We start from the raw sequence: 25,353 nt of genomic DNA, 5'->3' as shown, positions 1-25,353 counted from the left end.
GCGCCCCGCGGCGGACAAAATTCGGCGGGGCACGCCGGCGGATGCGCAGTGGGTACGCGGCGAACGGGCGATTGGCTACGCAACGATGCGTACCGGATCGACACGGCGGCCGGCGGGCTGCCGGTGCGGAGCCGCGCCCGCTACACCGTGCGCGTGCGGTGGGCGTCGCGCCAGCGGCGCGTCATCAGTTCGGCCGATCCGATTTCCTCCCTGGTCAGCTTGCGTTCGATCAGCTTGCGGTTGTTGCAGGCCGTTTCGTCGCCCGCATCGGCCGCCAGCGAGATCCACATGTACGACAGTACGGAGTCGCGCTCGACGCCGCGGCCGCCGGCGTACATGCCGCCGAGGTTGTACTGGGCCAGTGGATGTCCCTGTTCGGCCGCCCGGCGGTACCAGCGCACGGCCTCGGCATCATCGTGCAGCACGCCTTGCCCGTTGGCGTACATGACGCCCAGGTTGTTCTGCGCGCTGGCATCGCCCTGTTCGGCGGCGTGACGGTACCAGGCCACGGCGCATGCTTCATCCTTCGGCACGCCGTGGCCGTTGGCATAGATCACGCCGACGTTGAACTGCGCGTTCGCGGCACCCTGGTCGGCGGCCTTGCGGTACCACGCCAGCGCCTCGGCGGGATCGCGCCTCACGCCGCGGCCATGCGCATACATGCCGCCGAGGTTGTACTGCGCCAGCATGTGCCCGGAACTCGCGGCGCGCTGGTACCAGTCGAACGCCAGCGCCTCGTCCTTGTGCGTACCGTAGCCGTTCGACAGCATCACGCCCATGTTGAACTGGGCGTCGACATCGCCCTGCTCGGCGGCGCGCCGCAGCCACGAGTACGCCCGCTCCAGGTCCACCCGGACCCCGCGCCCTTCGGCGTAGGCGACACCGAGGTGCCGCTGCGCGGCGGCCGTGCCCTGCGCGGCCGCCTGCCGGTACCAGGCCACCGCCTGCGTATCGGATTGCGGCACGCCATGGCCGCGCCGGTACATCAGGCCCAGGTTCAGTTGCGCGCTGGCGTCGCCCTGCAGCGCGGCCTTGCGGAACCAGGCCAGGGCAAGCTGGAAATTGCGCTTGGTGCCGAGCCCCTGCGCATACGCCTCGCCGAGCAATGCCTGAGCACTGGCAACGCCCTGTTCGGCAGCCCGGCAAAACCACGTGAGGGCCGTCTCATCGTTGCGCGGCACGCCGCGTCCCTTGCGGTACATCAGCCCCAGGTTCTGCTGTGCCGACGCGTCGCCCTGCCGGGCGGCCATGCGAAACCAGAACACGGCTTCGGCGTCGTCCGGCTTCGTGCCGGCGCCGTTGTAGTACATGGCGCCCAGGTGGTTCTGGGCAAACGCGATGCCCTGCAATGCCGACAGCCGCATCCAGACGAAGGCGGCGGCGTCGTTGCGCCGCACGCCCTTGCCCCGCTTGTACATCAGCGCAAGATTGAATTGCGCATACGCGTTGCCTTTCTCGGAGGCTTCGCGAAACCACGCGAAAACGTCCACATCTTTGTTCGAGTAACGGTTGTTCATGCCAGCTCCCCAATCCAGCACGTCGGTATGTTGCATAAATCTTAATAAACGCTCGCGCATCCCGTTTGCGCGGTCTCAATTGCCGGCCCGGTTTGTCATGTTCGGCATAGCGAATCGGAAAGGTTGACGCGGCATGACGCGCCGTACGGCAAAGCGCGGTAGAGACGGCCGGCGGCCGGCTCCGGCGGAATCAGGCGGCGTCCGGCATGCCGCTGGAAGCGGTGCAAACGGGGACGGCGGCCGCGGCGGCCGAGTGCTTGCGCAGGAAGGCGGGCACCTTGGCGGCGGCAAGCCTGTTGACCGACATCAGCAATGCCGGCTCCACGGCGGCGATGCCGTAGCTGGACGCCAGGTGGCGGCCGATATGGAGCAGCACCTCGGCCGCCACTTCGGCATCGGCCTCGGCACGGTGGGCCGTGCCGCGAAATGCGATACCGAGCTGGCTGCCCAGGTTGCCCAGCTTGTAGCTGTACAGCGCCGGGTAGACGCGGCGCGACAGCTTCAGCGAGCAGACGCTGCCCACGTGGGCGGGCGCCATGCCGAGCCGCGTGCTCTCGGCGCGCAGGAACTTCTCGTCGAAGCTCGCGTTGTGCGCGGCCAGCGGATCCGCGCCGATGAATTCCAGCAGCCGGGGCAGTACCTCGTGCGCCGGCGGCGCCGTGTCGACCATCCGCTGCGTGATGCCGGTCAGGCCGGTAATGAACGCGGGCACGCGCACGCCGCAATTGACCAGCGACACGTAGCGCTCGACGATCACGCCGTCGGCGATGCGCAGCGCGCCCACTTCGGTGATGCGGTCGCCCATTTCCGGCGACAGGCCGGTGGTCTCGAAGTCCAGCATCACGATCGGTTTCGTCAGCATGTCTTTTCCTCAGCCGAATTTACGGACCGCGTCCAGCGCGAGACCGGCGCCGATGCTGCCGAACAGGTCGCCTTCGACGCGGCGCGCCGACGGTACCACCGCGCCGATCCGCTCGCGCAGCGCCGCCACGCCGGAGGAACCGCCGGTAAAGAAGACGGTATCGACGTCTTCCGGCCGCACGCCGGCATCGGCCAGCAGGCGGCCAACGGTGCCGCCGACCGTATCGACCAGCGCGCCGATCGCGGCGACGAAGCAGTCGCGGTCCACGTCCAGCGCGGCCGGCGGCGCCAGGCGGTCCAGGTCGAGCCGCACCGACGGTTCGCCCGACAGCGCGATCTTGGTTTCTTCCACGCGCATCGCCAGCCAGTGGCCGGCGCGATCGTCGATCAGGTTCTGCAGGCGCACCAGCTTCTGCGGTTCGCGCGCGTCGCGCACCAGTTCGCCGAGCTGGATCGACATCTTCTTCGTGTACGCCTGGTTGATCGTGTGCCACGTGGCCAGGTTGAAGTAATAGCTGGACGGCACGGCGCTGCCGTTCTTCAGCGCGCTGCCATGGCCCAGCTGGGGCATTACCGCGGCCAGGCTCAGGTACTTGTCGAAATCGGTGCCGCCGATATGCACGCCGGCATTGGCCAGGATATCGTCGCGCCGCTCGGGCTTCGATGCCCTCTCGGGCGACAGCCGCACGAGAGAAAAGTCCGACGTGCCGCCGCCGATGTCGGCGATCAGCACCAGCTCCTCGCGGGCAATCTGCGACTCGTAATCGAATGCGGCGGCAATCGGTTCGTACTGGAACGCCAGGTCGCGGAAACCGGCGGCCCGCGCGATGTCGGCCAGCGTCTCCTCGGCCAGCCGGTCGGCGGCCGGATCGTCGTCGACGAAGTGGACCGGCCGGCCCAGCACGGCGGCATCGAAGCGTTTGCCCGCGGCACTTTCGCCCCGGCGTTTCAACTCACCGATGAATTGCCCGAGCAGCGTGCGGAACGATACCGCGCGGCCGGCCACCTCCGTCTGGCCATCCATCAGCGGTGTTCCCAGCAGGCTCTTCAGCGAACGCATCAGGCGCCCCTCGTAGCCCGCCAGGTAATCGGCCAGGGCCGCCCGGCCGAACGTGACCTCGTCATCGTCGGCGTTGAAGAACACCACCGACGGCAAAGTGACCTTGCCATCCTCGAGCGGCAGCATCACCGGCCGGCCCGGGGCGACCCACCCGACTGTGGAATTGGACGTGCCGAAGTCGACACCGCACGCAGTTGCCATCGCTACCTCATCTGAAAGGGGCAAAATTTTACCAGAGTTGGCTTGAGCTGAATCAAATCCCTGATCCCGTAGATAGTTACGCTAGGAAATTCGACATGATGGGAGACCGATATGGAAGGCAACAGCAGAGGTAAACGGCAGGTGCGATACAAGGTGGAAGAGGATACACGAACGGCCGGGCCTTCGATGGAAAAGAACGCGCCTCGGCGAATCCGCACGCTGCAACGCATCCGCAGCGGCTGGCACCGGCGCATGGGCGCCACGGGCCTGCTGCTGGCCACGATCGCCGTCACCATCGCCATTGCCGGGTAGCGCCTGCGCGACAGTGGTATATTTTCATGTTGGAAATAATTGCCACAGGGTAAGTTTATAAGTTATCCTCAATCGAACCGGTGCCGCCACGGACCAACACGAGACAATGAGAAAAACCAAGACCCCCCCTCCGGCAGAAAGCGTGGCCGCCGCCAGGGCAGCCGAATACAAGGCCGCCGTCGTGCGCGAGAACCGGCGCATCACGTCCTACGATGTCGCGATCGTGGCCGGCGTATCGCAGTCCGCCGTGTCGCGCTGCTTCAAACCCGGCGCGAGCGTGTCGAAATCGACGTATGCGCGCGTGATGAACGCGGCCGCCGGGCTGGACTACATCCCGAACGCCGCGGCGCGCAGCCTGATCACGCGCCGCTCGAACATGGTGGCGGTCGTGATATCGCACGTGGCCAACCTGTATTATCCCGAAGCGCTGGCCGAGCTGTCGCAGCAGCTCACGCGGCGCGGCAAGCGCGTGCTGCTGTTTACGATCCCGCAGGAAACCGACGTCGAGCCTGTCCTGGGCGACATCTGGCAATACCAGGTCGACGGCGCGATCATCGCCGCCGCGCTGACTGACGAACAGGTACAGGAGTTCGAGCGGCGCCAGCTGCCGCTGGTCGTATTCAACCGCAACCTGCATGGCCGCACCGTCAGCAGCGTGCTGTGCGACCAGTACGAGTCGGGCCGCCTGCTGGCTACGCGCCTGGCCGCCGCCGGCCATCGCCGGTTCGGCATCATCGCCGGACCGGAAACATCGGCGGTTGCCAACGAGCGCCGCGACGGCGCCTGCGACCGGTTGCGGGAGCTGGGTCTGCCGCCGCCCGTCGTGGTACCGGGGCAATTCGACTATGCCAGCGGGGCACGGGGACTGCGCGACATCATCGCGCGGCTCGGCGACACGCCGGACGCGGTCATCTGCGGCAACGACGTGATGGCGCTCGGCTGCCTCGACCTGGCACGCCACGAACTGGGGATCGACGTGCCGGGATCGATGTCCGTGGCCGGCTTCGACGCGATCGAACCGGCCAGCTGGCTGAGCTGCAACCTGACCACGCTGCGCCAGCCGATGCACAACATGGCACTGGCGGCGGCCGACCTGCTGACATCGATGATCGAAGCGCACGGCAACCACACGGTCGAGAAACGGATGTTCGCGCCGCAGCTGGTCGTGGGATCGACGGCGCGGCTGCTGCCGCCCGAGGGCAACTCGCTCGCTGCCTGAACCTCGACGCCGGACCTTGCCGTACGTTAACGCTGCAAATACCTTGCCGACTGATTCGTTACGTTAGGCAACGCACGTTCCCTGAAGAAAAATAAGCATAGAGTCGATCCAGAATTAGTTTTTCCTGGAGGTACTCATTATGGCTTTCGTGATCGCAGCCGCCACGGCCGCCCTGCTGGTGCAACCGGTTTGCTCATGGGACCGGCCCGGGGTCGACCGTTACCGCGGCACGCCGGCCGCCGCGCTGGCGAATTACCGTGACATTCCCGCGGCCGACCGTGCCGTGCTCGCGCGCCGCATTGCGGCCGGTACGCCGGACGACACGGTGCGGATCAGCCGCAACGCGATCGCGGGACACCATGCCTACGAGAGCGGGATCGCCGACATGCATTTCGGTACGGGCCGGATGTGCCGGACGGTCACCCGCGCGAAATGGGCGCCGGCACGGCAGGAACCGGCCGCCGTTTATTGCGTCAATGACGAATGCGTACTGGTACCGGAAGTCTGCGGCAACGTCAGCCGCGTGCGCAGAATCACCACATCGGGGGGCGGTACGCCGGGCGCCACCGGGTCTTCCGGGCCCGCGATCGAATTGCCGCCGGCGTCGCCATCGCCGGCTACGCTATTGGCAACGGCACCCGGCTACCCGGCAGTGCCTTCGGGGGGCGCCGTGCTGCCTCCGTGGGCCGGGCCCGGCACGCCGGTTTCGCCGGTGCCAGGGCTCGACTATCCCGGGCCCGGCCGCGAAGTGGGTGGCCCGGTTCCGCTGGCGCCGGTGCCCGAGCCTGCCACGTGGGGGATGCTGTTGGGCGGTATCGCCTTGCTGGCGGCGCATGCCTGGCGCCGCGCCAGGCAATGAACAGGCTCAGCGCGCAGTCCAGAAGACCAGGACGCCGAGCGAACGTGCCCGCCAGGTCAGCGTAAAGGCGATCGTCAGCGCCGCGGCCGCCAGGGCCATCAGCCACACAAGCACCGCGATCGAGGCGGCATCCACCAGCAGGCACAAGCCCAGAGCCAAGGCCAGCGCCAGTGCGCCGAGCAAGCGCAGGCCGGCGACGGGCGCTGGCGACGCGGCGCCGCGTACCTGCGCCCAGTGCGCCTCCAGCGACAGCGCGAACCAGCCCATGCCCGCCGTGCAGGCAACAAGTGCCGATAACAGCATCAAGGCGTCACGCATGGCCCGCCTCCATCGCCGCTGCCTTGACCGGCACCGGTACAGCCGCCCGGCGTTGCAGCCGGCGCGCCGCCAGTACCGCGAGCGCGGCTCCCGCGAGCATGAACAGGTCGGTGCCGGCCACCGGCCAGTAGCCGTTGGCGACGGTACGCAGCAGGTGATCGCCCGTGGTGATCCAGTTCAGCACCGGTGCCAGCACCCCCAGCGCGGCGATCGCCATGCACTGGTCGCGCCATGCCGGCACCAGCCGGCCTTCGGCCACCGGCGCGGTGCGCCAGACGGCGTGCGCCGCCGCCAGCACCCAGACCGCCCAGAAGCAGTATTTTTCCATCTCGCCGCGCCATGGCCAGCCGGCCGGCATCGACTCCGGCAACAGCCGGTTGGCAATCAGCATGCCCAGCGCCGCGAGCACCATGCCGGTGACGGTGGTGACGGCCAGCGCATCGACCACGCGCGCGCCCGCACTGCCCTGTTTCGCGTGCTGGCGCTTGCGCTTCTCGACGAAGAACAGGAAACCCGTCGCGATGCAGGCGCAGCCGGAAAGGCCGCCGAGCACGTACAGCCAGCGCAGCAGCCAGTGGCGGAAGTGCTGCAGGTGCAGGCCGGTCAGGAATTCGTTGATGCGGGCCACCACGGTCGGCGGTGGGTCTTCGCGCAGCAACGCACCGGTTGACGCCTTGAAGTGGATGCCCTCGCCGGTCAGCGCGATGCGGTCGGTGCCGGCGCGATAGATCGACACGTAGCCGTTGGCATCGCCGGGGAATTGCACGCCGAGGAAGCCGACATCGCCCGCCATGCCTTTTGCCGCCCAGCGGCGCTGCGCCTCGGCCACCATCGCATCGACCGAAGCGAGCGGCGCGGCGACGCCGGCGCGGTCGTGCGGCAGGCCGGTCTCGATGGCTTCGACCTGCTCGTGCTTGTCATGCAGCGCCTCGAGCTGGGTATGCGTGACCGGGAAATAGATGCCGGCGAAGATCACCAGCCCGGTGAACGCAAAGAAGAAGTGGAACGGCAGCGCCACCACGCCGGTCAGGTTGTGCATGTCCAGCATGCTGCGCTGGGTACTCTTCTTCGGCCGGAACGTGAACAGCTCGCGGAAGATCTTGCGGTGCATGATCACGCCGGTGACCAGCGCCATCAGCATCATCAGCGCGGCGAAGCCGACGATCCAGTAGCCCAGGTTCTTCCATTCGAACGTGAGGCTGTAGTGCAGCGGGTAGAAGAAACCGCTGCCGATCTTGAGCCGGTCGTCCGGCAGCGCCGCGCCGTTGCGGGGATCGACCGTGCGCTGCGCGAAGATCGTGGTTTCCTTCCTCCTGGCATTCGGCACTTCGTAGCCGACGAACAGCGCCAGCACGGGATCGCGATGGGTCGTGTAGGCGCCCAGGCGGGTGACGGTATCGAAGCGCTCCGGCAGCGGGCCGTCGACCTGGCTGCGCATTGCGGCGCGCGCGTCCTCGAGCGGCTGCATGTCCTCGAACACGGGGCGCAGCAGCTTGTCGAACGACGGCATTGGCTGCGGCTCGAAGCGCGTGGCGGGAATCGCCCAGCGGTCGATCTCGCGGTCGAACACCGACAGAGCGCCGAAGAAGAACACCACCATCAGCACGAAGCCGAGGAACAGGCCGAACCACGTGTGCAGCCAGGCCATCGACAGGCGAAAATTCTGGAACATGTCGTTGTCTCCGTCGGATCAGACCAGCTGCGTTTGCAGCAGCGTGGCCCCGATGGTCAGCACGGCGCCGCCGCCGGCCAGTACCAGCCACACCTTCGGCAGGCTGCGGGCGGCGAAAGCCAGCAGGAACGCGGCCAGGAACACCAGGAAGCCGATGATGTACGACAGATGCTCGGCATCGTGGAATTCCATGCCGGCGGCGAACAGCGCGGCCGTGGCAAAGGCGATCACGCCCCAGGTGAAGGCATAGCCGCCCAGCACGGCGGCTGCCGTGCGCGAGGCGACATGGAAACGGGAACTGGTCAATGCGGCCATGTGGATGTCGGATAGATGAATCGGATAGGGACGGTGGTACGGCGACATTCCGAACGCCACGCCGCCGGCAGACTGGAATGAGAACTATTCTCATTCTAGCAGCCGAATCACCCCCGGCCAATCAAAAAATCGGCAATATTTACGCATTTTTACGCCGGGCGGCGACAACAAAAAAAGCGCGTTGCCGGCCGGGGCCGCGCAACGCGCCTAGTCGGCCGCCCTGGCGGGCGGCCGTTCTCATACACTCACCCGCTGATCGGGTGCTTACAGCTTCCAGCGCACCGTCAGACCGATCACGCGGTCATAACGGCGGATGTCGCGCGGATTGCTTTCGATGCCATGGTAGTCCTGGTACTTGCGGTCGGTCAGGTTTTCCACGTCCAGCGTCACGCCCATGTTCTCGTTGATCTTGTACGAGATCGACGCATCGACCGTTTCGATCGGATCGACGATCAGGTCGAGCGGCCCAACCGGCGCGCGGAGCGTGCGATAGTCGAACGTGTCGACGAACTTGCTGCGGTAGTTATAGGCCAGGCGGCCGGACCACGCACCGCGCTCATACAGGCCAACGATATTGACAGCGTTTTTCGACATGCCCTGGAACGGCGCTTCCTTGCCCTTGTCAATGAAGTGACCCTTCATGTAGGTGTAGTTCGCTTCCATACCGAATCCACCCAGCCAGCCGGGCAGGAAATCGTAGAACTGGCGGTAGCCGATCTCGATGCCTTCCAGCTGGCCTTCGTTGACGTTGCGCGGCCGGTCCATCCGGTACTGCTTGCCGTCGAACGTTTCCAGTGCCGCCGAGCGGATGATGTAGTTCTCGAACTTGTGCTTGAATACGGTCGCCGTAAGGCTGCCGGTCGGGGCGAAGTACCATTCCAGCGCCGCATCCGCATTCTTGCCGGTCACCGGCTTCAGGTCCGGGTTGCCGCCGCTGCCGCCGTAGACACCGTCTCCGCCAATCGTCGCGCCCAGCGAGATGCCCGGGTTGAAGTCCCCGAATGCGGGACGCTGGATAGTTTTGCCCGCGTTGAAGCGGCCGATCAGCGTGTCGGTCAGGTTGGCCTTCAACGTCAGGTTGGGCAGCACATCGGTGTCCGACGACTTCTTGTTTACCGGTACCGCAACGTCCTCGTTATTGATAGTGACCCTGGAGAAGCCGTTGACGTCCAGTTTGGTTTTCACCACGCGCACGCCCAGCGTACCCTCGACCGGCACGGAACCGGCGTTGAAGCCGAAGCGGGTCTTGCCGTACAGCGCGCTTGTATCCTCGTTGTTGGTGTACAGCGAATACGGATCCGGCGCTGTCTTGCCGTTGCGGCCATACAACTTGCGCCAAGCGTCGATATTGGCATGCTGGTAGTTGCCGCAGATGACCAGCCACTGGGCCATGCCGTAATTGTTGTCCATCGGTGCCGACGGGCAGGTCAGGCCAGCCAGCGAGCTGACGGCAGGCAGGTTGAGCTTGGGGTCCGCGCCCAGGAAGTTTCCGCTTTCGTGCTCGTAGCGCGAGCTGCGCTTGGCTACCCGTACGCCGACGCTGAACTCGCGGAAGAAGTTGTCTTCGCCGTTGTTGTACGTCGCATCCGCGCGCCAGTCCTTCGACTGGCCGCCCGATGCCTGCCAGTTGTCGATGAAATTGCCCAGCGTGTAGTTGTTCGGGTCCAGCATGTTATAGCCGGGGTAGTCGAACCTTGCGCCGCCGTTGACATACGTCTGGCCCGTGACCGTGGTCGGATGCGCAAACATTTCCATGATCGGCATGTCCTGCTTCCAGCGGCTGGTGGTGCGCACGAACTCGGTCGACACGCGCAGGTCCGGGCTGACATTCCACTTTGCGCCGATCGCGCCCTGGTGCGTTTCGGAATCGTCGCGCGGGGCCTGATTCGAGCTCAGCGCCGACGGATTGCCCGAGGACGTGACTGTATCAACCTGATTGGTACCCGGGATCAGCGTGTACTGCGTGGTCGGGCCCCAGCCCAGGTTGCCGATAAAGAATTGGGTCTCGCGGTCATGGTCGATGCGGGTCGACCAGCCTTCCGCGTACAGTTCGACGTCGCGCACCGGCTTGTACTGGAATGCCCAGTTGGCCGAGTAGCGTTCGCGCATGCCGGTGGTGTTGCTATGCCCCAGATCGAGCGGTCCGGTGACGGCCGCGTTGGGCTTGTTGGTGCCATTGGTGACGGTGCTGTCCGGCGGCGAATTCCAGGTCACTTCGTCGAAGTAATGCCCTTTTTGGTACGACACGCCAAACAGCGCGCCGAATTCGCCCAGGTCGTTCTTCCAGCGGTTCGACATCATGCCCGACACTTGCGGGTCATTGCTGTCGGCCTTGTCACGGTTTTCCGCGCGGCCGGTCAGGCTGGCCGAAAAACCCTTGAAATCGAACGGGCGCGCGGTACGCACGTCGATCACGCCGGCGGTACCGCCTTCGACCATTTCCGCGCCCTGCGACTTGTAGACGTCGACGCGCTGCAGCATGCTGGTCGGGATATCGGTCAGGTTCAGGTTGCGGTTGGTCGATGTGTAGACTTCGCGGCCGTTCAGCAGCGTGGTCAGGCCCGGCAGGCCGCGGATGATCACGTCGCTGGCTTCGCCGCCCTGGCGGCGCACCTGCACGCCGGTAACGCGCCCGAGGATCTCGGCCACGTTCTTGTCCGGGAACTTGCCGGCCTCTTCCGCGACGATCGAATCGATCACCTCGTCGGAATTGCGCTTGATCGTTTGCGCACTTTGCGCGGCGCGGCGCACGCCGGTGACGACAACGGCGACCGGCTCGGCCGTGGCCTGGGCTTCCGCCACTGCCTGGGCGTTCTGGGCCCATACCGATGCACTGCTGAGGATGCCGGCCCCGGCCAGGACGGCGACCGACAGTTTCATTTTCATTTGTTGCGATGGGGGAGTGTGACCGAACGATGTCATCGAATATCTCCTGATCTCGTTATAGTTTTTGTGAAAGACGTGTGCTACCACTGTCACTTTGATGCTGCGCGCCAATAGTAGGGAGCGGAGTGAGTTCATTCCAATGACTTTTTTCGCCTGTGCGATGCCAGAATTGATATGGCAGGCGAACGGTTGTGCAAATACTTGTTGGCAATGCGGATTGCAAAACTGTTTCCGCACTACCCCATTGCTTGTCGTTGCTATTGATTTAAAAGGCAATTTTTCGCTCAACCAGTGCGCGAGCAGCATCCCGAATGATCAGAATTCTGCGCAAAACTGCGTCCCAAAGCAGTGACCTGGGCGGAAGCACATATCACCCCGCTGCGTGGTAGCGGTCGCACCATGTTGCAGATCCACCACGTGTGGGCTTACTCAATACGTGCACTAGAAAAACTTTTTCCACAACACATCCGCAACGCCGGGAATTGCGATCGGGCGTATAGCCATGGCGCCCAGGTGCGACGCTCCATTGTGGTGCGACTGCGGGTCTGCCCGTGCATACGGGGGATTGTGCGTCGATCAAAAAATACTTATGTTCAGGAAAGCAGAAAAAGTGATCATTTGTTACATTAATGATAAACCGCCCCATTTGCTGTTGCTTTACAGAACGGCTATCATCCATGGCTTTCTTTACATAAATTAACAGGAGCCGCCACATGGCCGGACCGCTTCCTCTTCCGCATGCCGTGGCGCTGGCATGCATGGCGCTGGCCCAGGTGCCCGCGCGGGCGCAGGAGGCGCCGGTGGCCGAGGTGGTCGTGACCGCGACGCGCAATGCGAAGTCGGTGGACAGGATTCCCGGCGCGGTGACGGTGGTGTCGCAGCGCGAGCTGGAAACGCAATACCTGTTGGCGGACGACCCGTCGTCCGCGCTGGCCACGTATATCCCGGGCTACTCGCCGAGCCGGCAAAAGATCTCGTCGACCGGCGAAACGCTGCGCGGGCGGCTCCCGCTGATCCTGCTGGACGGCGTGCCGCAATCGAATCCGCTGCGCGCCGGAATGCGCGAGGGATACTTCGCCGATACGGCGATCATCGAACGGATCGAGGTCATCAACGGTGCATCCGCGATCCAGGGCATGGGCGCCACCGGCGGGATCGTCAACTACATCACGAAGACGCCGCGGCTGGAAGGCACCACCTATGCCGTCCATGCCCGCCTGGCCACCGGCTTCCGGCATGACAACCTGGACTGGAAGACGGGTTTTTCGGTTTCGCACAAGTCCGGCGAGTTCGACCTGTTCGGCTACGCCAGCGTGCAGCGGCGCGGCATGGCATACGACGGCGATGGGCGGATGATCGGCATCGATGCGCTGCAGGGGGACACGCTGGACGCCGGCGGACACGATGTTTTCCTCAAGCTGGGGCGCAACTTCGGCGACCAGCGGCTGCAGTTGACGGTGAACCGCTTCAATTTCCGGGGCGACCTGGATTACCGCACCGTCAACGCCGATTTTGCGCAAGGTACACCGACCTCGTCCGTGCCTGGGCGGCCGCCCGGCAACCCGGCGCGCAATGACGTGCGCACCGTCAGCCTCGACTACCGCCACGGCGCGCTGCTGGGCGGCAGCTTCAGTACGCAGGTGTTCAGCCAGGATTTCACCGCGCTGTATGGCGGCAGCAACACGATCACCTTCCAGGACCCGCGGCTGGCCCCGCCGGGACGCCTGTTCGACCAGTCGGAAATCAACGCCGACAAGTACGGTGCCAAGGTCACGTGGGTACGGCCCGACCTGCTGCTGCGCGGCCTCGAGTGGACGCTCGGCCTCGACCACCTGCGCGACCGCAGCGGCCAGCGCATGGCGCTGACGAACCGCACCTGGGTGCCGACCCTCGATTTCACCTCCACCGCGCCGTTCCTGCAGCTCGAATACGACGCGGGACCGGTCACCGTGCGCGGCGGCGTGCGCCGCGAGTCGGCCCGGCTGCGGGTCGATACCTATACCACGCTGTGGGCCTACGGCGGGTTCCAGGTCGGCGGCGGCGAGCGCTCGTTCGACAAGGCCGTGAAGAACATCGGCGCGGTATGGCGTTTCGCACCGGGCTGGTCGGCGTTCCTCTCGTCCTCGGAGGGCTTCGGCTTGCCGGACGTGGGCCTGGTGCTGCGCGGCGTGAACCGGCCCGCCCAGTCGGTGGATGACCTGTTCGAGCTGCAGCCGGTGATCACGCGCAACCAGGAAATCGGCGTCAACTGGCGCGGCGCCCATGGCAGTGCCGGCGCATCGTTCTACGACTCGCGTTCGAAGCTGGGCACCGTGATGCGCATCAACGCCGAAGGGTTCGGCGTGATGGACCGCGTGCCGACCACCGTGCGCGGTTGGGAAGTCGCGGGGGAATGGCGCCCGGCGCCAGGGTATTCACTGTTCGGCACCTACGCCAGAACGATGGGCAAGACCGCAGCATCGCCCGGCGCGCCGATGGACCTTGCGCTGGGCGCCCGCTCGCAGGGGCCGGACAAGCTCGTGCTCGGAGCGGACTGGCAACCCGTGGCACGGGCCCGGTTGCGCCTGCAGGCCACGCGCCTGGCCGACCGCGACATCAATATCGGCCGCAGCGCCGGGCCGATCAACCTCGAAGAACACTTCCGCGGCTACACGCTGGCCGACATCGCCGGCACCTGGGATACGCGGCTGGGACGGTTCGGCCTCGGTATCGAAAACGTGGCGGACCGCCAGTACATCGGCTACTTCCCGCAATCGATCAACCTGCGCGATCCGCTGTCTTACTTCGCCGGTCGGGGTCGCACGTTCACGGCGAGCTATACGCGCAGCTTCTGACCCGCGGGTGCTGCAAAGTTCCCAAAATCGTTTGCGTTCGGTTTGCGCTTAGTCAAAAGTCTTGCATAAGCTTGGGCCAGGAACTCAATGGATGCGCTCGACGGGTCCATAATCGGCCACGAGGGTGCGGCACCGTGCCCGACGATGGAGGCTGGTCATGAAGATTTTATCGTCAGCGCTGTGGAGCAGGTTGCTCCGCCCCGCTACCGGCAGCCCGGCGCGGGGCGCCCCCGCCCCCGCCGCCGGAGAATTGCTCGCGTTGCTGCGCGCCGGCGCGCCGATGGCGGGCCGCGACCTGTCCGGCGCCGACCTGCGAGGCATCGTGCTCGATGGCGCGGACCTGTCCGGCGCGGTGCTGGAACGTGCCGACCTGCGCGGCGCCAGCCTGCGTGGCACGCTGCTGCGCCATGCGCTGCTCACCGGGGTGCTGCTCGATGACGCCGACTGCGCCGGAGCCCGGTTCGATGGCGCCTGCTTCGACCGCAGTCGCGCCGAACACGCGCGGCTCTGTGGCGCGTCGCTGCGCGGCGTGCGCGCCAACGACGCCAGTTGGCCTGGCGCCGACCTGAGCGACGCCCAGCTCGATGAATTCGTGGCCGTGGGCATCAATCTTTCGCATGCGGTACTGGATCGCTGCCGCGCCACGTCGACCGTATTGCTGGATGCGCGCGCCGAGGGCAGCCGCTGGCGCGGCGCGCGCTGGGACAAGGTGCTGGCGTTGCGCGCCCACCTGGCGCGCGCGGACTTCCGCCAGACCCGCCTGCGCGACTGCGCCCTCAGCGGCGCCGACCTGACGGGCAGCATGTGGCAACACGCCGAACTCGAAGGCCTGCAGGCGGCTGCGGGCACCGACTGGCAGGGCGCCATGCTGCGCGGCACGCGCACCGTCGACTGCAGCCTGCATGGCGCCCGGCTGGCCGGCGCGGACCTGTCGGCGGGCCGCTTCGTGCGCACCGACTTCGGCACCTGCGACCTTACCGGCGCCACCCTCGACAATGCGCATTTCCCCTTCTGCAGCCTGATCGGCGTGCGCCTGCAGCGCGCCAGCGCACATGGCGCCGACTTTGCGCGCAGCGTGTGCCGGCGCGGCGATTTTACCGGCGCGGCGGTCCAGGCCGCCCGCTTCGCCTGGCCCGGCATCGGCGGCGCCGACCTGGCCCTGGTGAGCCGGCTTGCCGGCGTGCAGTGAACCCCGGCGACAAGGCTAGCCCTGATCGCGCAGGTCCGCCAGCACCGCACTGCCGAAGCGTGGCCCCAGCGCGTAATCGACCAATTGCACGCCCGCCGCGGCGGGGTCGGCCAGCGCGCCATCGCGCTTGAGCGCGATGAAGCGCCCGATCGACGGAAAATCATGCTCGGCCGTCGTACGGATTTCCGCCTGCATCGCCGTGTCGATGACGCCCGGCGCGATGCTGGCGATCGCCAGCCCCGGCAACCCGTCGAGCGCGACGGCGCGCGCATGCATGTCCAGCGCGGCCTTCGTCGCACAATAGATGCTCCAGCCACCGTAGGGCGCCCTGCCCGCGCCGCTCGACACGTGCACCACGCGCCGGTCGCTGCAGCCGGCGGTGGCCGCCACGAAGGCGTCCGTCAGTACCAGTGCGGCCGTGACATTCACCGCCACCGCCGTTGCCAGCCGGTCGGCACCCTGCCCGCCAGGCGCGCCGACCGGCTGCACCACGCCGGCGTTATTGACCAGCAGCGCGCGTTGCGCGCCCGCCAGGAACGCCGTCATCTCGCCGCTTGCCAGCCAGGCCTGCAGCGCGGCCGGATCGGCCAGGTCCAGCGCCACCTCGCGCACGCCGGGCAACCCCGGATTGCCATGGCGCGCGATACCGAGCACTTCCACGCCCCGCGCCGCCAGGGCGCGGGCAATCCCTTCGCCGAGTCCTCGGCTGTGTCCCGTGACGATGGCCTTCATGGTGCCTCCCTGTAAAAATGCCATTGTAGCCACGTCGGCGCGGCGACGTCGGCACCCGCCTTACTTCGGTGGCTTCACTTTCTGCGCATAGCGGCCGGTCACGACGCCCTTCGCCAGCACATGCCCCCGCATCGCCGCCAGCAATTGGTCGCGGTCGGCGCCGAATGGCACCGCCAGCATCGCATCGAGGGCGAATACCTGGAAGTGGTAGCGGTGTGCCGGCTCGCCGGCCGGCGGCCGGGGTCCGTAATAGCCGGTCGAACCGCGCGTATTGCGCCCCTGCAGCACGCCTTCGGGCTCCGTCAGCCGCGGCTGCTCCTGCAAGCCTTCCGGCAGTTTCGTGACATCGGCCGGAATATTCCAGGCAAGCCAGTGCACGAACGGTTTCACGGGGCTGGCATCGGGATCCTCGGCGATGACCGCATACGATTTCGCACCCGGCACGCCGCCCCACGACAGCGGCGGCGACACGCCGTCCGCGTATTCGGAAAATCGCATGTCCAGCATGCCGCCGTCGCGGAAGGCATCGGAGGCGACGGCAAGCTTGCCGGCCGCCTGCGTTTCCGGGCGGTCCTTCGCCAGCGGCACGCCATTGCCCTTGTCCGCCTGCTGCTGCATCACGGAAGCCGGTGCGCCGGCCGCTGGTGTGGCCTTCGCATCGCCCTGGTACGCGATGCGGTAGATGACGCCGTTGGCATCGTCGGCCATCAGCAATGCGCCATCCTTCGCCACCGCCAGGCCCACCGGGCGCGCGATGTGCGTGCGGCCGTTGTCGGTCAGGAAGCCGGTGACGAACGGCTCGATCGACTTCGGCTGCCCGTCGGCAAAGCGCACGCGCACGATTTCATAGCCGGACGCGGTGCTGCGGTTCCACGAGCCGCGCATCGTCGCGAAGGCGTCGCCGTTGTATTCGGCCGGGAATGCGCCGTGGCGGTAGAACACCATCTGCATCGGTGCCGCGTGCGCCGTGTAGCCCAGCGTCATCGGCACGCTGCGCTCCTTCCACTGCTCCTTCGTGATCTCGCCCTGCGGCGTGCTTTGCGGGTAGATGCTGCCGCTGCCGTACACGTGCGGCCAGCCGTACTGCTTGCCCAGTTCCAGCTTGTTCAGTTCTTCCTTCTGGTCATCGTCGCCAAGGAAGTCGATACCGTGATCGAGACCCCACAGTTCGCCCGTCACGGGATGCCAGTCGATGCCGATCGTGTTGCGCAGGCCGCTGGCGAAGATGGTGCGCTGCTTGCCATCGGGCGAGGCACGCAGCACCGTGGCGTTCTCCGGATTGCTTTCATTGCAGGCATTGCATGTGGAGCCGACCGTGATGTACAGCATGCCGTCCGGACCGAATGCCAGCGTGCGGTTCGGATGCTGCCCCGAATCCGGCAGGTCGCCGATGATCAGTTTCAAGGCGCCGAGGCGGCCGTCGGCCTGGATATCGGCCACGAAGACTTCCTTCACCGTGGCCAGGTAGAGCTGGTTGCCGCGGATCGCCAGGCCGTGCGCGCCCGCGCGGCTGGCAACCGTCACCGGCGCACCGTCGGCGCGCCCGTCGCCATCCTTGTCCCGCAACAGCAGCACATCGCCCTGGTCGCGCCGGCTGACATAGATGTCGCCATTCGGCGCCACCGCGAGGATGCGGCTGTTTTTCAGCCCGGTGGCGAATGCCGTGACGGCAAAGCCGGACGGCGCCTTCACCGCGGCGATGCGTTCCGGCGTGGCGTCGACTTTCGCGGGTTTCCAGACTGCGGTGGCAATGGCCACGCGGGTGCCGTCGCCCTGTTGTGCGGCGGCACCGGTGGCGAGCGCCAGCAACGCAAGCAATACCTTGTTGTTCATGGCAGGTCCAAAAGAGGTTCGTGGACCTGCAGGGTGCCACGGGCGCAGGGGCCGCTCCGTGCGCACGCACACTCAGCCGGAGCCGAGCCGTTTCGTGTCGTACGCGAACGACGCGCAGTGCAGCGTGATGCGCGAACCGTGGCTGCCGCCGAGGAACTGGTGGACGACACGCAGACCCAGCGTCTGCATGGCATGCTCGAAGGCCGCGATATTGCGCTCGCCGACCCGCAAGGGCGAACGCATGCGCTCGAACAGGCTGGCGCCGCCGGCGGCCACCACCTCCAGTTCGGGATAGTCTTCCGGCCGCGCACCCAGACCCCGCAGCATGGCCGGCACGGCGTTGCTCACATAGCGCACGTCGCTGCCGGCGTCACCCGCGGGAGCTTCGGCAAGCAGGCAATGCGCCAGCGCACAGCGCTTCTTGCGGCGCCAGATGATGCCGATCCCCACGCAGGACCCCAGTAGCGCCGTCAGCACCGTGTCGCCTGTGCCGACCGCGAACGCGCCGGCCCACACGTGCCGGACTTCGGCCTGTGGTATATGCGGCGCGGCGCGCGGCAGCGCCAGTTGCGGGGAGGTGTTGGACATGCGGACCCAATCTGAAAAAGGAAAGAACAAGGCAGCCGGACATTGATTGGGTCGGCACGCAATGATGCACCGGAGAAACTCATCTGTAAAGATATTTCAATCGTGCAGTAGGTTGGCATGCCGATTGCATAAACTCCCATATTCGCGGGAGGAAAAGCATAGTGTACTTTTATAACGAAATGACAGGGTCGGACGGCGTCCGGCCACATTACCGGGAATTCGATGCCTGGCTACGCCAGCAGAGCCCGGAAGCGCTGCAGCGCAAGCGCATCGAGGCGGACCTGACGTTCCGCCGGGTCGGCATCACTTTCGCCGTATACGGCGACGATGCCGGCACCGAGCGGCTGATTCCGTTCGATGCGATCCCGCGCATCATTCCCGCCGCGGAATGGGCGCAACTGCAGCGCGGCCTGATCCAGCGCGTGAAGGCGCTGAACATGTTCATCCACGATATCTATCACGACCAGGCCATCATCCGCGCCGGCGTGGTGCCGGCCGAACAGATTTACCGGAACGCGCAATACCGGCCCGAAATGCAAGGCATCAGCGTGGCTTCCGATATTTATGCCCACATCGCCGGCGTGGACATCGTGCGCGCCGGCGAAGGCGAGTTTTATGTACTCGAGGACAATCTGCGGGTGCCCTCGGGCGTGTCGTACATGCTGGAAGACCGCAAGATGATGATGCGGCTGTTCCCCGAGCTGTTCGCGCGCCACCGCGTGGCGCCGGTCGAGCACTACCCCGACCTGCTGCTGGACAACCTGCGCTCGGTCGCACCGGTCGGCGCGACCGACCCGACGGTGGTGGTGATGACGCCGGGGATGCACAACTCGGCCTATTTCGAGCACGCTTTCCTGGCGCAGCAGATGGGCGTGGAACTGGTCGAAGGAAAGGACCTGTTCGTCAGCGACAACGCCGTGTACATGCGCACCACGCGCGGCCCGCGCAAGGTGGACGTGATCTACCGCCGCATCGACGACGATTTCCTCGATCCGCTGGCGTTCCGCGCCGATTCGGCACTGGGCGTGCCGGGATTGCTGTCGGTATACCGCGCCGGCCGCGTGACGCTGGCCAATGCGATCGGCACCGGCGTGGCCGATGACAAGTCGATCTATCCCTACGTGCCGGACATGATCCGGTTCTACCTGTCCGAGGAACCGGTGCTGAACAACGTGCCCACGTACCAGTGCAGGAAGAAGGAAGACCTTGCGTACACGCTGGCGAACCTGGCCGAACTGGTGGTGAAGGAAGTGCACGGCGCCGGCGGTTACGGCATGCTGGTCGGCCCGGCGTCGACGAAGGCGCAGATCGAAGATTTCCGCGCCCGGCTGCTGGCCAGGCCGGAAGGCTATATCGCCCAGCCGACGCTGGCGCTGTCGAACTGTCCCACGTTCGTGGACGCCGGCGTGGCGCCGCGCCACATCGACCTGCGCCCGTTCGTCCTGTCGGGCAAGACGACCTCGATCGTGCCGGGCGGACTGACCCGCGTCGCGCTGAAGGAAGGCTCGCTGGTCGTCAATTCCTCGCAGGGCGGCGGCACGAAAGATACCTGGGTGCTGGAAAACTAAAAGGAGAACACCATGCTGAGCCGCACCGCCGACCATTTGTACTGGATGGCGCGCTACACCGAGCGCGCCGAGAACACCGCCCGCATGCTGGACGTAAACCTGCAGACCGCGCTGCTGCCCAAGTCGGACGCCGACGTGCAGCACGACTGGCGCGCCCTGCTCGGCATTTCCGAGCTGCAGCAAACCTACGACCGCCGCCATGCCGCGCTGGTGCCGCGCGACGTGATCGATTTCATGGTGCACGACCCGGAAAACCCGTCGTCGATCGCCGCCTGCCTGAATGGCGCGCGCGAAAACGCCCGCGCGGTACGCGGCACGCTGACCACCGAAGTGTGGGAAGTGCAGAACCAGACCTGGCTGGACCTGCAGTTCAAGCTGCGCGACCGGCTGCACGAGCGCGACCCGGGTCAGTTCTTCGAATGGGTCAAGTACCGCTCCCACCTGTCGCGCGGCGTGACGATCGGCACCATGCTGCAGGATGAAGCCGTGCATTTCATCCGCCTCGGCACGTTCCTGGAACGGGCCGACAATACGGCGCGCATCCTGGACGTCAAGTACCACGGCGGCGGCGACGACCGCGGCCGGCGCGACTTCTACTACTGGGCGGCGCTGCTGCGTTCCGTCTCCGGCTTCGAGATCTACCGGAAGATGTACCGCGACGTGATCACGCCCGAGCGCGTGGCCGAGATGCTGATGCTGCGCGCCGACATGCCGCGCTCGCTGCTGGCCTGCATGGAAGCGCTGGTCAGCAACCTGCGCGAGGTGCGCAATGCAACGTCCGGCGAGACCGAGCGGCTGGCCGGCCAGCTGCATGCCGAACTGCGCTTCGCCCGCATCGAAGATATCCTGGAAGCCGGCCTGCACGACACGCTGACCGGCTTCCTGCAACGCATCTATGAACTGGGGAATCGCGTCAGCCGCGACTTCCTCGTCCCACTGGCCGCCTGAGGAAACATCATGCAACTGTCGATCCGCCATCAAACCCGTTACACGTATTCCGAACCGCTGGCGTACACGATCCAGCAGCTGCACCTGACGCCGCGCATCGAACCGCAGCAGCACGCGGTGCACTGGAAGCTGCTGGCGCCCGGCCACCTGAATGCCTACATGGACGCCTACGGCAACCTGTCGCACATGCTCACGCTCGACCAGGCCCACGGCACGCTGGCGATCGTGGCCCAGGGCGTGGTCGAGACCAGCGTGCCGTGGCAGGGCCGGATCGCGGCCAACGATTCGCTGTCGCCGCTGATCTACACGATGGCCACGCGGCTGACGGCATCCACCCAGAGCATCGTCGCGCTCGCCGCGGCGTCACTGCAGAACGGCCGCGCCCGCACCCGTCACCTGATGAAGCTGGCTGAGCACATTGTTGGTGCGGTACGGTATCAAAGCGGTGCGACCGGGGTGGCGACGCCGGCCAGCGAAGCGCTGCAGCTCGGCGAGGGGGTGTGCCAGGACCATGCGCACATCTTTCTCGCCTGCTGCCACGCGCGCGGCATCCCGGCGCGCTACGTCTCCGGCTACATCGATCCGGAAGATACCGGGCACGCCGCCAGCCACGCCTGGGTCGATGCCTGGGTGAGCGATCCCGACTACGAAGGCTGGATCAGCATCGACGTGACCCATGCGCGGCTGATGTCGGACGCCTATTGCCGCATCGCCGTGGGACGCGATTACGAGGCCGCCGCCCCGGTGCGCGGCATGCGCCACGGCGGCGGCGAAGAGGTGCTCGACGTCGATGTCCGGATCGTGCATCAGTAAGGCGGTAGTGCGGCGCGGCCGGCCACCGCCGCCGTCAGCGATCCTGCTTGCGCAGGCTGTGCCAGATGCCCAGCAGCACGGGCACTCCCAGTGCCACGCCGGACACCATATCCCAGATGCCGTCGCCCAGCAGCGCGGCAACCAGGCCGATCGTCGTCAGGATGCCAAGCAGCACCGGCACGCCCCACAAGCGCAGGAATGCCGGGCTCACCGGGCATCTCCCCGTGCCAGCGCGGGCACGCCGGCCGCTGTCGCCACCGCGCCATGCTCGTCGGCGGCACGCGCCGGCACCGGCACGCCGCGCTTGAGCCACAGGTACAGGCCGCTGCCGAGCACGACGATCGTCAGCACGTCCAGCAGCGCCCACAGGAACTGCAGGACCGGGCCGCCGTAGTCGCCGAAGTGGAGCGGCTGCGACACCAGCAGCGCCGTCAGGTACCACGGCAGGTCGCGGCTGTCCGTCACCTGCGTGGTCTGGGCATCGATCAGCACGGGTTTGTACAGCCGCGACGTCAGCGGCGCGTCGCCGTGCATGAAGACGCCGTAATGGTGCTCGCTGGTGTAGGGCGTGCCAGGAAATGCGATGAAACCCACCTTCATGCCGGGCTCCCAGGCCTGCGCCTGTTTCACCGACGCTTCCACCGAGCCGAACTTGCTGATCGGCGCGGCGTTCCGGTACGGCGCCACCATGTCCGCCATTTCCGTCGATTGCCAGTACTTGTACATCGGGTCGGCCCACGTATTGATCATGCCGGTGGCGCCGACGACGAACAGCCACGTCAGCGTGACGATGCCCAGCAGGTTGTGCAGGTCGAGCCATTTGGTGCGGCTGGTGCGCGCGCGGCGCACGGTACCGAAGTCGAGCTTGCGCATGAACGGCGCGTACAGCACGACACCCGAGACGATGGCCACCAGCAGCAACAGCCCCATCAGGCCCAGGAACAGCTTGCCCCACAGGCCCGCGTACAGGTCCACGTGCAGGTGGAACATGACCGACATGAAGCTGCCCTCGAACTGCGGCGTTGGCAGTACCTGCGCGGTGCGCGCATCGACCGCGGTGGCCTTGTAGTTCTCATCGGTGCCATGGTCGCCCAGCGTCAGGTGCCACAGGTTCGGCTCGTCCGCCTCCTGGAACGCATACAGCATCTTCTTGCCGGGAAAGGCGGCCATGCCGGCCGCCACGATGGCATCCATGTCCGCCTTCGGCGTGTCGGCCGGCATGGCTTTCGCCTCCACCTCCGTGCCGAGCAGGTGGCCGATCTCGTGGTGATAAATCAGCGGCAGCCCGGTGATGCAGAGCAGCAGCATGAAAACGGTGCAGACGAGGCTGCTCCACTTGTGAATCCACGCCCAGCGGCGGATGGCGACAGGTGTCATGGGTAGAAGAACGGGACAAGACGATGAAGATGGGAATGATAATGGAAACCGTTCTCATTTACCATGCATTCCCGGGAAAACCCGCTGCCCTGGCGGCCGCCTTGCCGCGAGTCGGGCGCCGCGCCTGGCGGCCGCCTTGCCGCGAGTCGGGCGCCGCGCCTGACGGGCGGCGCCCGGCACGCTTGACTTCCGACTGGACTTGCAATGCGGGCTGTGGTGAGATACGTGCTAACCGCAGCCCCGGAGCCCGACCGCATGGATGTGATCACCACCGCACTGACCGCCGCGATCGCCGATGCAGGCACCGGCGCGGCGTACACGATGCTCAAATCGCGCCTGACAGGCAAGTCGCCCCGCGTGGATGAAGCAATCAGCGATCTCGAACAGGATCCCGGGTCGCTGTCGCGCCAGTTCGCCGTTTCCGACGCACTGGCCGCCGCCGGCCTGGCAGGCGACCGCTACCTGCGTGCCGCGGCACGCAACCTGGTCGAGGAGGTGGACCGGCGCCGCACATTGCGCCCGGTTACGGACCTGCCCGGCGGAGTGCTGCAGGTTTTTTTCACCACCGACCGCCAGCCGACCGGCGACCGGCACCCGGCGCGCCAATTCGGCGCCGCCCGTGGCGAGATCAGCTACGGGACTTGCGAGGTCGCCATCCGGCGCAGCGCCGGGAGCGAGGAACCCGCCTTGCCAACGCTGCTGCGCCCGCAGTCGCGCCACGACCCGGACGGGCACGCGGTATTGCTGCGCTCGGACATCGAGCTGCAGGCCGCCTATTTCTCCAAGTTGGCCGACACCATTGCCCACTGCCCAGCCAACAGCGCCTTGCTGTTCGTACATGGTTTCCGTGTCAGTTTCGAGGATGCCGCCCGCCGTACCGCCCAGATTGCCAGCGACCTGCGCTTTGCCGGCGTGCCGATATTCTACAGCTGGCCGTCGCAGGGGCGTCTGTCCGGGTATGCGGTCGACGAAACGAATGTGGAATGGACATTGCCGCGCCTGACATCGTTCCTGATCGGGCTGCTCGAACGAACGCAGGTTGCCCATGTCTACCTGCTGGGGCATGGCATGGGCAGCCGCGCCCTGGCGCGCGCAGTGGCCGACGTGACCGCGGCCCGTCCCGATCTGGCGCCACGCATGCGCGAACTCATCCTGGCGGCGCCGGATGTCGAGGCGGAGGCGTTTCGGCGCGACATCGCCCCGGCACTCACGGCGGCCGGCGGCCGGGTGACGCTGTACGCGTCATCCGGCGACGACGCGCTGCAGGTAGCGCAGCGCACGCGCCCCTATCCGCGGGCCGGCGACAGCGGCGATGCGCTGGTCGTGGCGCCCGGGGTGCAGACGATCGACGCCAGCATTGTCGACACCAGTCTTATCCGCGCCGCCCCCGACACGGCGCAGCGCTCGGCGCTGGCGGACATGCGCCTGCTCATTTCCCGGCATTTGCCGCCATCGCAACGCGCCGGCCTTCAGGCCGTCGACATTCCGGCCGGGCGCTACTGGACATTCAACGAACAGGAGATCCCATGACGGCATATGCAAGCGCCCCGGACACCATTTTCTGCGTCGACGATCTCGTCGGCCGCATGGGCGGCGACGCGCGCGCCGTGGCCAAGGCAGTGCGCCGCGTGCGCGACTGCATCGGCAACGGTGTCGAGCCGCTGAACCTGGCAGGCGAAGCGGTGCAGCAGGCCCGCTTCATGGAAGCACGGCACATCCTGCACAACCTGCGCCACGATGTCAGCGAACTCGGTGCCAGCCGGTTCGTTGCCGCCTGCCTGGCACTGGAGCTGGCCCTGACCGAAGGCAGGGTCATCGAAATTCCGCTGCTCTTCACGGCGGCCGAGGCCGAACTGCGGCTGGTGATGGACCACGCCGGCACATGGCTCGACCAGCACGCGGGCCGCGCAGCCGAGCGCGGGTAAGGCCTTTGCTACGCCGCGCGAACGCAAGCACGGAGGGCTGCCGCGCGCCCCGGTGGGCGCCACCGGCGGCAGGCGGCTATAATGCGGCCTGAACCGTACTAACGTCTCGTTACAATTGTTATCCGCCGTGCCGGCGTTCCTGTACCTTTCCCCATAGTCAACATGCTAAGATCGATAGCGTTTCGGCCCGGTCAAGCGCATCTGGCCGGCTGACGGCAGGTGCGCCTGCCACCAGGCATCCGTTCGTGCACCATGGCTCAACAGCAATCGGTATCCTCCGCATGCTTCGGCCGGTTTTGGCCTGCTTTGACCATGGGTGCCGATAC

22 protein-coding genes are annotated in these 25,353 nt (G+C 66.4%); 10 read left to right on the top strand and 12 right to left on the bottom strand.

Annotated features, from left to right (window positions below; all coding sequences use genetic code 11):
- Positions 1-140: 140 nt before the first annotated feature.
- The 3 genes from GJV26_RS28060 to GJV26_RS28050 form a co-directional block, all read right to left on the bottom strand.
- On the bottom strand, positions 141-1,517 hold the full coding sequence (locus GJV26_RS28060) for an SEL1-like repeat protein (RefSeq protein ID WP_155711858.1): 1,377 nt from the start codon (positions 1,515-1,517) through the stop codon (positions 141-143).
- Positions 1,518-1,707: 190 nt separating this feature from the next.
- Positions 1,708-2,379, bottom strand: coding sequence for a 3'-5' exonuclease (locus tag GJV26_RS28055; RefSeq protein WP_155711857.1), 672 nt, complete (start codon positions 2,377-2,379; stop codon positions 1,708-1,710).
- A 9-nt stretch (positions 2,380-2,388) separates the two neighbouring features.
- Positions 2,389-3,639, bottom strand: coding sequence for an Hsp70 family protein (locus tag GJV26_RS28050; protein ID WP_155711856.1), 1,251 nt, complete (start codon positions 3,637-3,639; stop codon positions 2,389-2,391).
- A 111-nt stretch (positions 3,640-3,750) separates the two neighbouring features.
- Between GJV26_RS28050 and GJV26_RS28045 the strand changes: the two genes are divergently transcribed.
- The 3 genes from GJV26_RS28045 (at position 3,751) to GJV26_RS30395 (ending at position 6,029) form a co-directional block, all read left to right on the top strand.
- Positions 3,751-3,951, top strand: coding sequence for a hypothetical protein (locus GJV26_RS28045; protein ID WP_155711855.1), 201 nt, complete (start codon positions 3,751-3,753; stop codon positions 3,949-3,951).
- Positions 3,952-4,057: 106 nt separating this feature from the next.
- On the top strand, positions 4,058-5,170 hold the full coding sequence (locus GJV26_RS28040) for a LacI family DNA-binding transcriptional regulator (protein ID WP_155711854.1): 1,113 nt from the start codon (positions 4,058-4,060) through the stop codon (positions 5,168-5,170).
- 139 nt (positions 5,171-5,309) lie between these two features.
- Positions 5,310-6,029: an MHFG family PEP-CTERM protein gene (locus tag GJV26_RS30395; RefSeq protein WP_155711853.1), complete on the top strand. Its 720-nt coding sequence runs from the start codon at positions 5,310-5,312 to the stop codon at positions 6,027-6,029.
- A 6-nt stretch (positions 6,030-6,035) separates the two neighbouring features.
- Here the strand turns inward: GJV26_RS30395 and GJV26_RS28030 are convergent, their stop codons facing one another.
- The 4 genes from GJV26_RS28030 to GJV26_RS28015 all read right to left on the bottom strand — a co-directional run bounded on the left by GJV26_RS28030 (position 6,036) and on the right by GJV26_RS28015 (position 11,214).
- Positions 6,036-6,347 carry a DUF3325 family protein gene (locus GJV26_RS28030; RefSeq protein ID WP_155711852.1) on the bottom strand — a complete coding sequence of 104 codons (312 nt, stop codon included), beginning with the start codon at positions 6,345-6,347 and terminating at the stop codon, positions 6,036-6,038.
- Complete coding sequence (locus GJV26_RS28025) at positions 6,340-8,019, bottom strand: PepSY-associated TM helix domain-containing protein (protein ID WP_155711851.1); 1,680 nt, start codon at positions 8,017-8,019, stop codon at positions 6,340-6,342. The genes GJV26_RS28030 and GJV26_RS28025 overlap by 8 nt, the downstream gene beginning before the upstream one ends.
- Positions 8,020-8,037: 18 nt before the next feature.
- On the bottom strand, positions 8,038-8,334 hold the full coding sequence (locus tag GJV26_RS28020; protein ID WP_155711850.1) for an iron uptake protein: 297 nt from the start codon (positions 8,332-8,334) through the stop codon (positions 8,038-8,040).
- A 264-nt stretch (positions 8,335-8,598) separates the two neighbouring features.
- Entirely contained in the window at positions 8,599-11,214 is a 2,616-nt protein-coding gene (locus tag GJV26_RS28015; protein ID WP_229419477.1) for a TonB-dependent receptor, read from the bottom strand.
- Positions 11,215-11,933: 719 nt separating this feature from the next.
- Between GJV26_RS28015 and GJV26_RS28010 the strand changes: the two genes are divergently transcribed.
- Both GJV26_RS28010 and GJV26_RS28005 read left to right on the top strand, forming a co-directional pair.
- On the top strand, positions 11,934-14,054 hold the full coding sequence (locus GJV26_RS28010) for a TonB-dependent receptor (protein ID WP_155711848.1): 2,121 nt from the start codon (positions 11,934-11,936) through the stop codon (positions 14,052-14,054).
- A 157-nt stretch (positions 14,055-14,211) separates the two neighbouring features.
- Positions 14,212-15,243: a pentapeptide repeat-containing protein gene (locus GJV26_RS28005; RefSeq protein ID WP_155711847.1), complete on the top strand. Its 1,032-nt coding sequence runs from the start codon at positions 14,212-14,214 to the stop codon at positions 15,241-15,243.
- Between the two features lie 15 nt (positions 15,244-15,258).
- On the opposite strand, the gene GJV26_RS28000 is transcribed toward GJV26_RS28005, so the two are convergent.
- The 3 genes from GJV26_RS28000 to GJV26_RS27990 all read right to left on the bottom strand — a co-directional run bounded on the left by GJV26_RS28000 (position 15,259) and on the right by GJV26_RS27990 (position 18,396).
- Positions 15,259-15,975: an SDR family oxidoreductase gene (locus tag GJV26_RS28000; protein ID WP_155711846.1), complete on the bottom strand. Its 717-nt coding sequence runs from the start codon at positions 15,973-15,975 to the stop codon at positions 15,259-15,261.
- A 60-nt stretch (positions 15,976-16,035) separates the two neighbouring features.
- Positions 16,036-17,808, bottom strand: coding sequence for a YbhB/YbcL family Raf kinase inhibitor-like protein (locus GJV26_RS27995; RefSeq protein WP_155711845.1), 1,773 nt, complete (start codon positions 17,806-17,808; stop codon positions 16,036-16,038).
- Positions 17,809-17,880: 72 nt separating this feature from the next.
- Positions 17,881-18,396 (bottom strand): chemotaxis protein CheD, encoded by a 516-nt coding sequence (locus GJV26_RS27990; protein WP_155711844.1) that lies wholly within the window; start codon positions 18,394-18,396, stop codon positions 17,881-17,883.
- 179 nt (positions 18,397-18,575) lie between these two features.
- Here GJV26_RS27990 and GJV26_RS27985 point away from each other — a divergent pair, with 179 nt between their 5' ends.
- The 3 genes from GJV26_RS27985 to GJV26_RS27975 are packed head-to-tail and all read left to right on the top strand — an operon-like array spanning position 18,576 to position 21,725.
- Positions 18,576-19,964, top strand: a complete 1,389-nt coding sequence (locus GJV26_RS27985; protein ID WP_155712782.1) for a circularly permuted type 2 ATP-grasp protein — start codon at positions 18,576-18,578, stop codon at positions 19,962-19,964.
- Positions 19,965-19,976: 12 nt separating this feature from the next.
- The gene (locus tag GJV26_RS27980) at positions 19,977-20,912 is read left to right on the top strand and encodes an alpha-E domain-containing protein (RefSeq protein WP_155711843.1); all 936 of its coding nucleotides are present in this window, start codon (positions 19,977-19,979) and stop codon (positions 20,910-20,912) included.
- 9 nt (positions 20,913-20,921) lie between these two features.
- A complete protein-coding gene (locus GJV26_RS27975) occupies positions 20,922-21,725 on the top strand; it encodes a transglutaminase family protein (protein ID WP_155711842.1) in 804 nt (267 codons plus the stop codon).
- A gap of 34 nt (positions 21,726-21,759) precedes the next feature.
- Here GJV26_RS27975 and GJV26_RS27970 read toward each other — a convergent pair whose 3' ends face one another.
- Both GJV26_RS27970 and GJV26_RS27965 read right to left on the bottom strand, forming a co-directional pair.
- The gene (locus GJV26_RS27970) at positions 21,760-21,936 is read right to left on the bottom strand and encodes a hypothetical protein (protein WP_155711841.1); all 177 of its coding nucleotides are present in this window, start codon (positions 21,934-21,936) and stop codon (positions 21,760-21,762) included.
- Positions 21,933-23,102 (bottom strand): PepSY-associated TM helix domain-containing protein, encoded by a 1,170-nt coding sequence (locus GJV26_RS27965; RefSeq protein WP_155711840.1) that lies wholly within the window; start codon positions 23,100-23,102, stop codon positions 21,933-21,935. Before GJV26_RS27965 ends, GJV26_RS27970 begins: the two co-directional genes overlap by 4 nt.
- 225 nt (positions 23,103-23,327) lie before the next feature.
- Here GJV26_RS27965 and GJV26_RS27960 point away from each other — a divergent pair, with 225 nt between their 5' ends.
- Positions 23,328-24,632, top strand: coding sequence for an alpha/beta hydrolase (locus tag GJV26_RS27960; protein WP_173346298.1), 1,305 nt, complete (start codon positions 23,328-23,330; stop codon positions 24,630-24,632).
- Positions 24,629-25,027 (top strand): Hpt domain-containing protein, encoded by a 399-nt coding sequence (locus GJV26_RS27955; protein WP_155711838.1) that lies wholly within the window; start codon positions 24,629-24,631, stop codon positions 25,025-25,027. The genes GJV26_RS27960 and GJV26_RS27955 overlap by 4 nt, the downstream gene beginning before the upstream one ends.
- Positions 25,028-25,353: the final 326 nt, after the last annotated feature.

This window comes from Pseudoduganella dura, assembly GCF_009727155.1.
Lineage (GTDB): Bacteria > Pseudomonadota > Gammaproteobacteria > Burkholderiales > Burkholderiaceae_D > Rugamonas > Rugamonas dura.
This window is presented reverse-complemented; position numbering and strand designations above follow the sequence as displayed.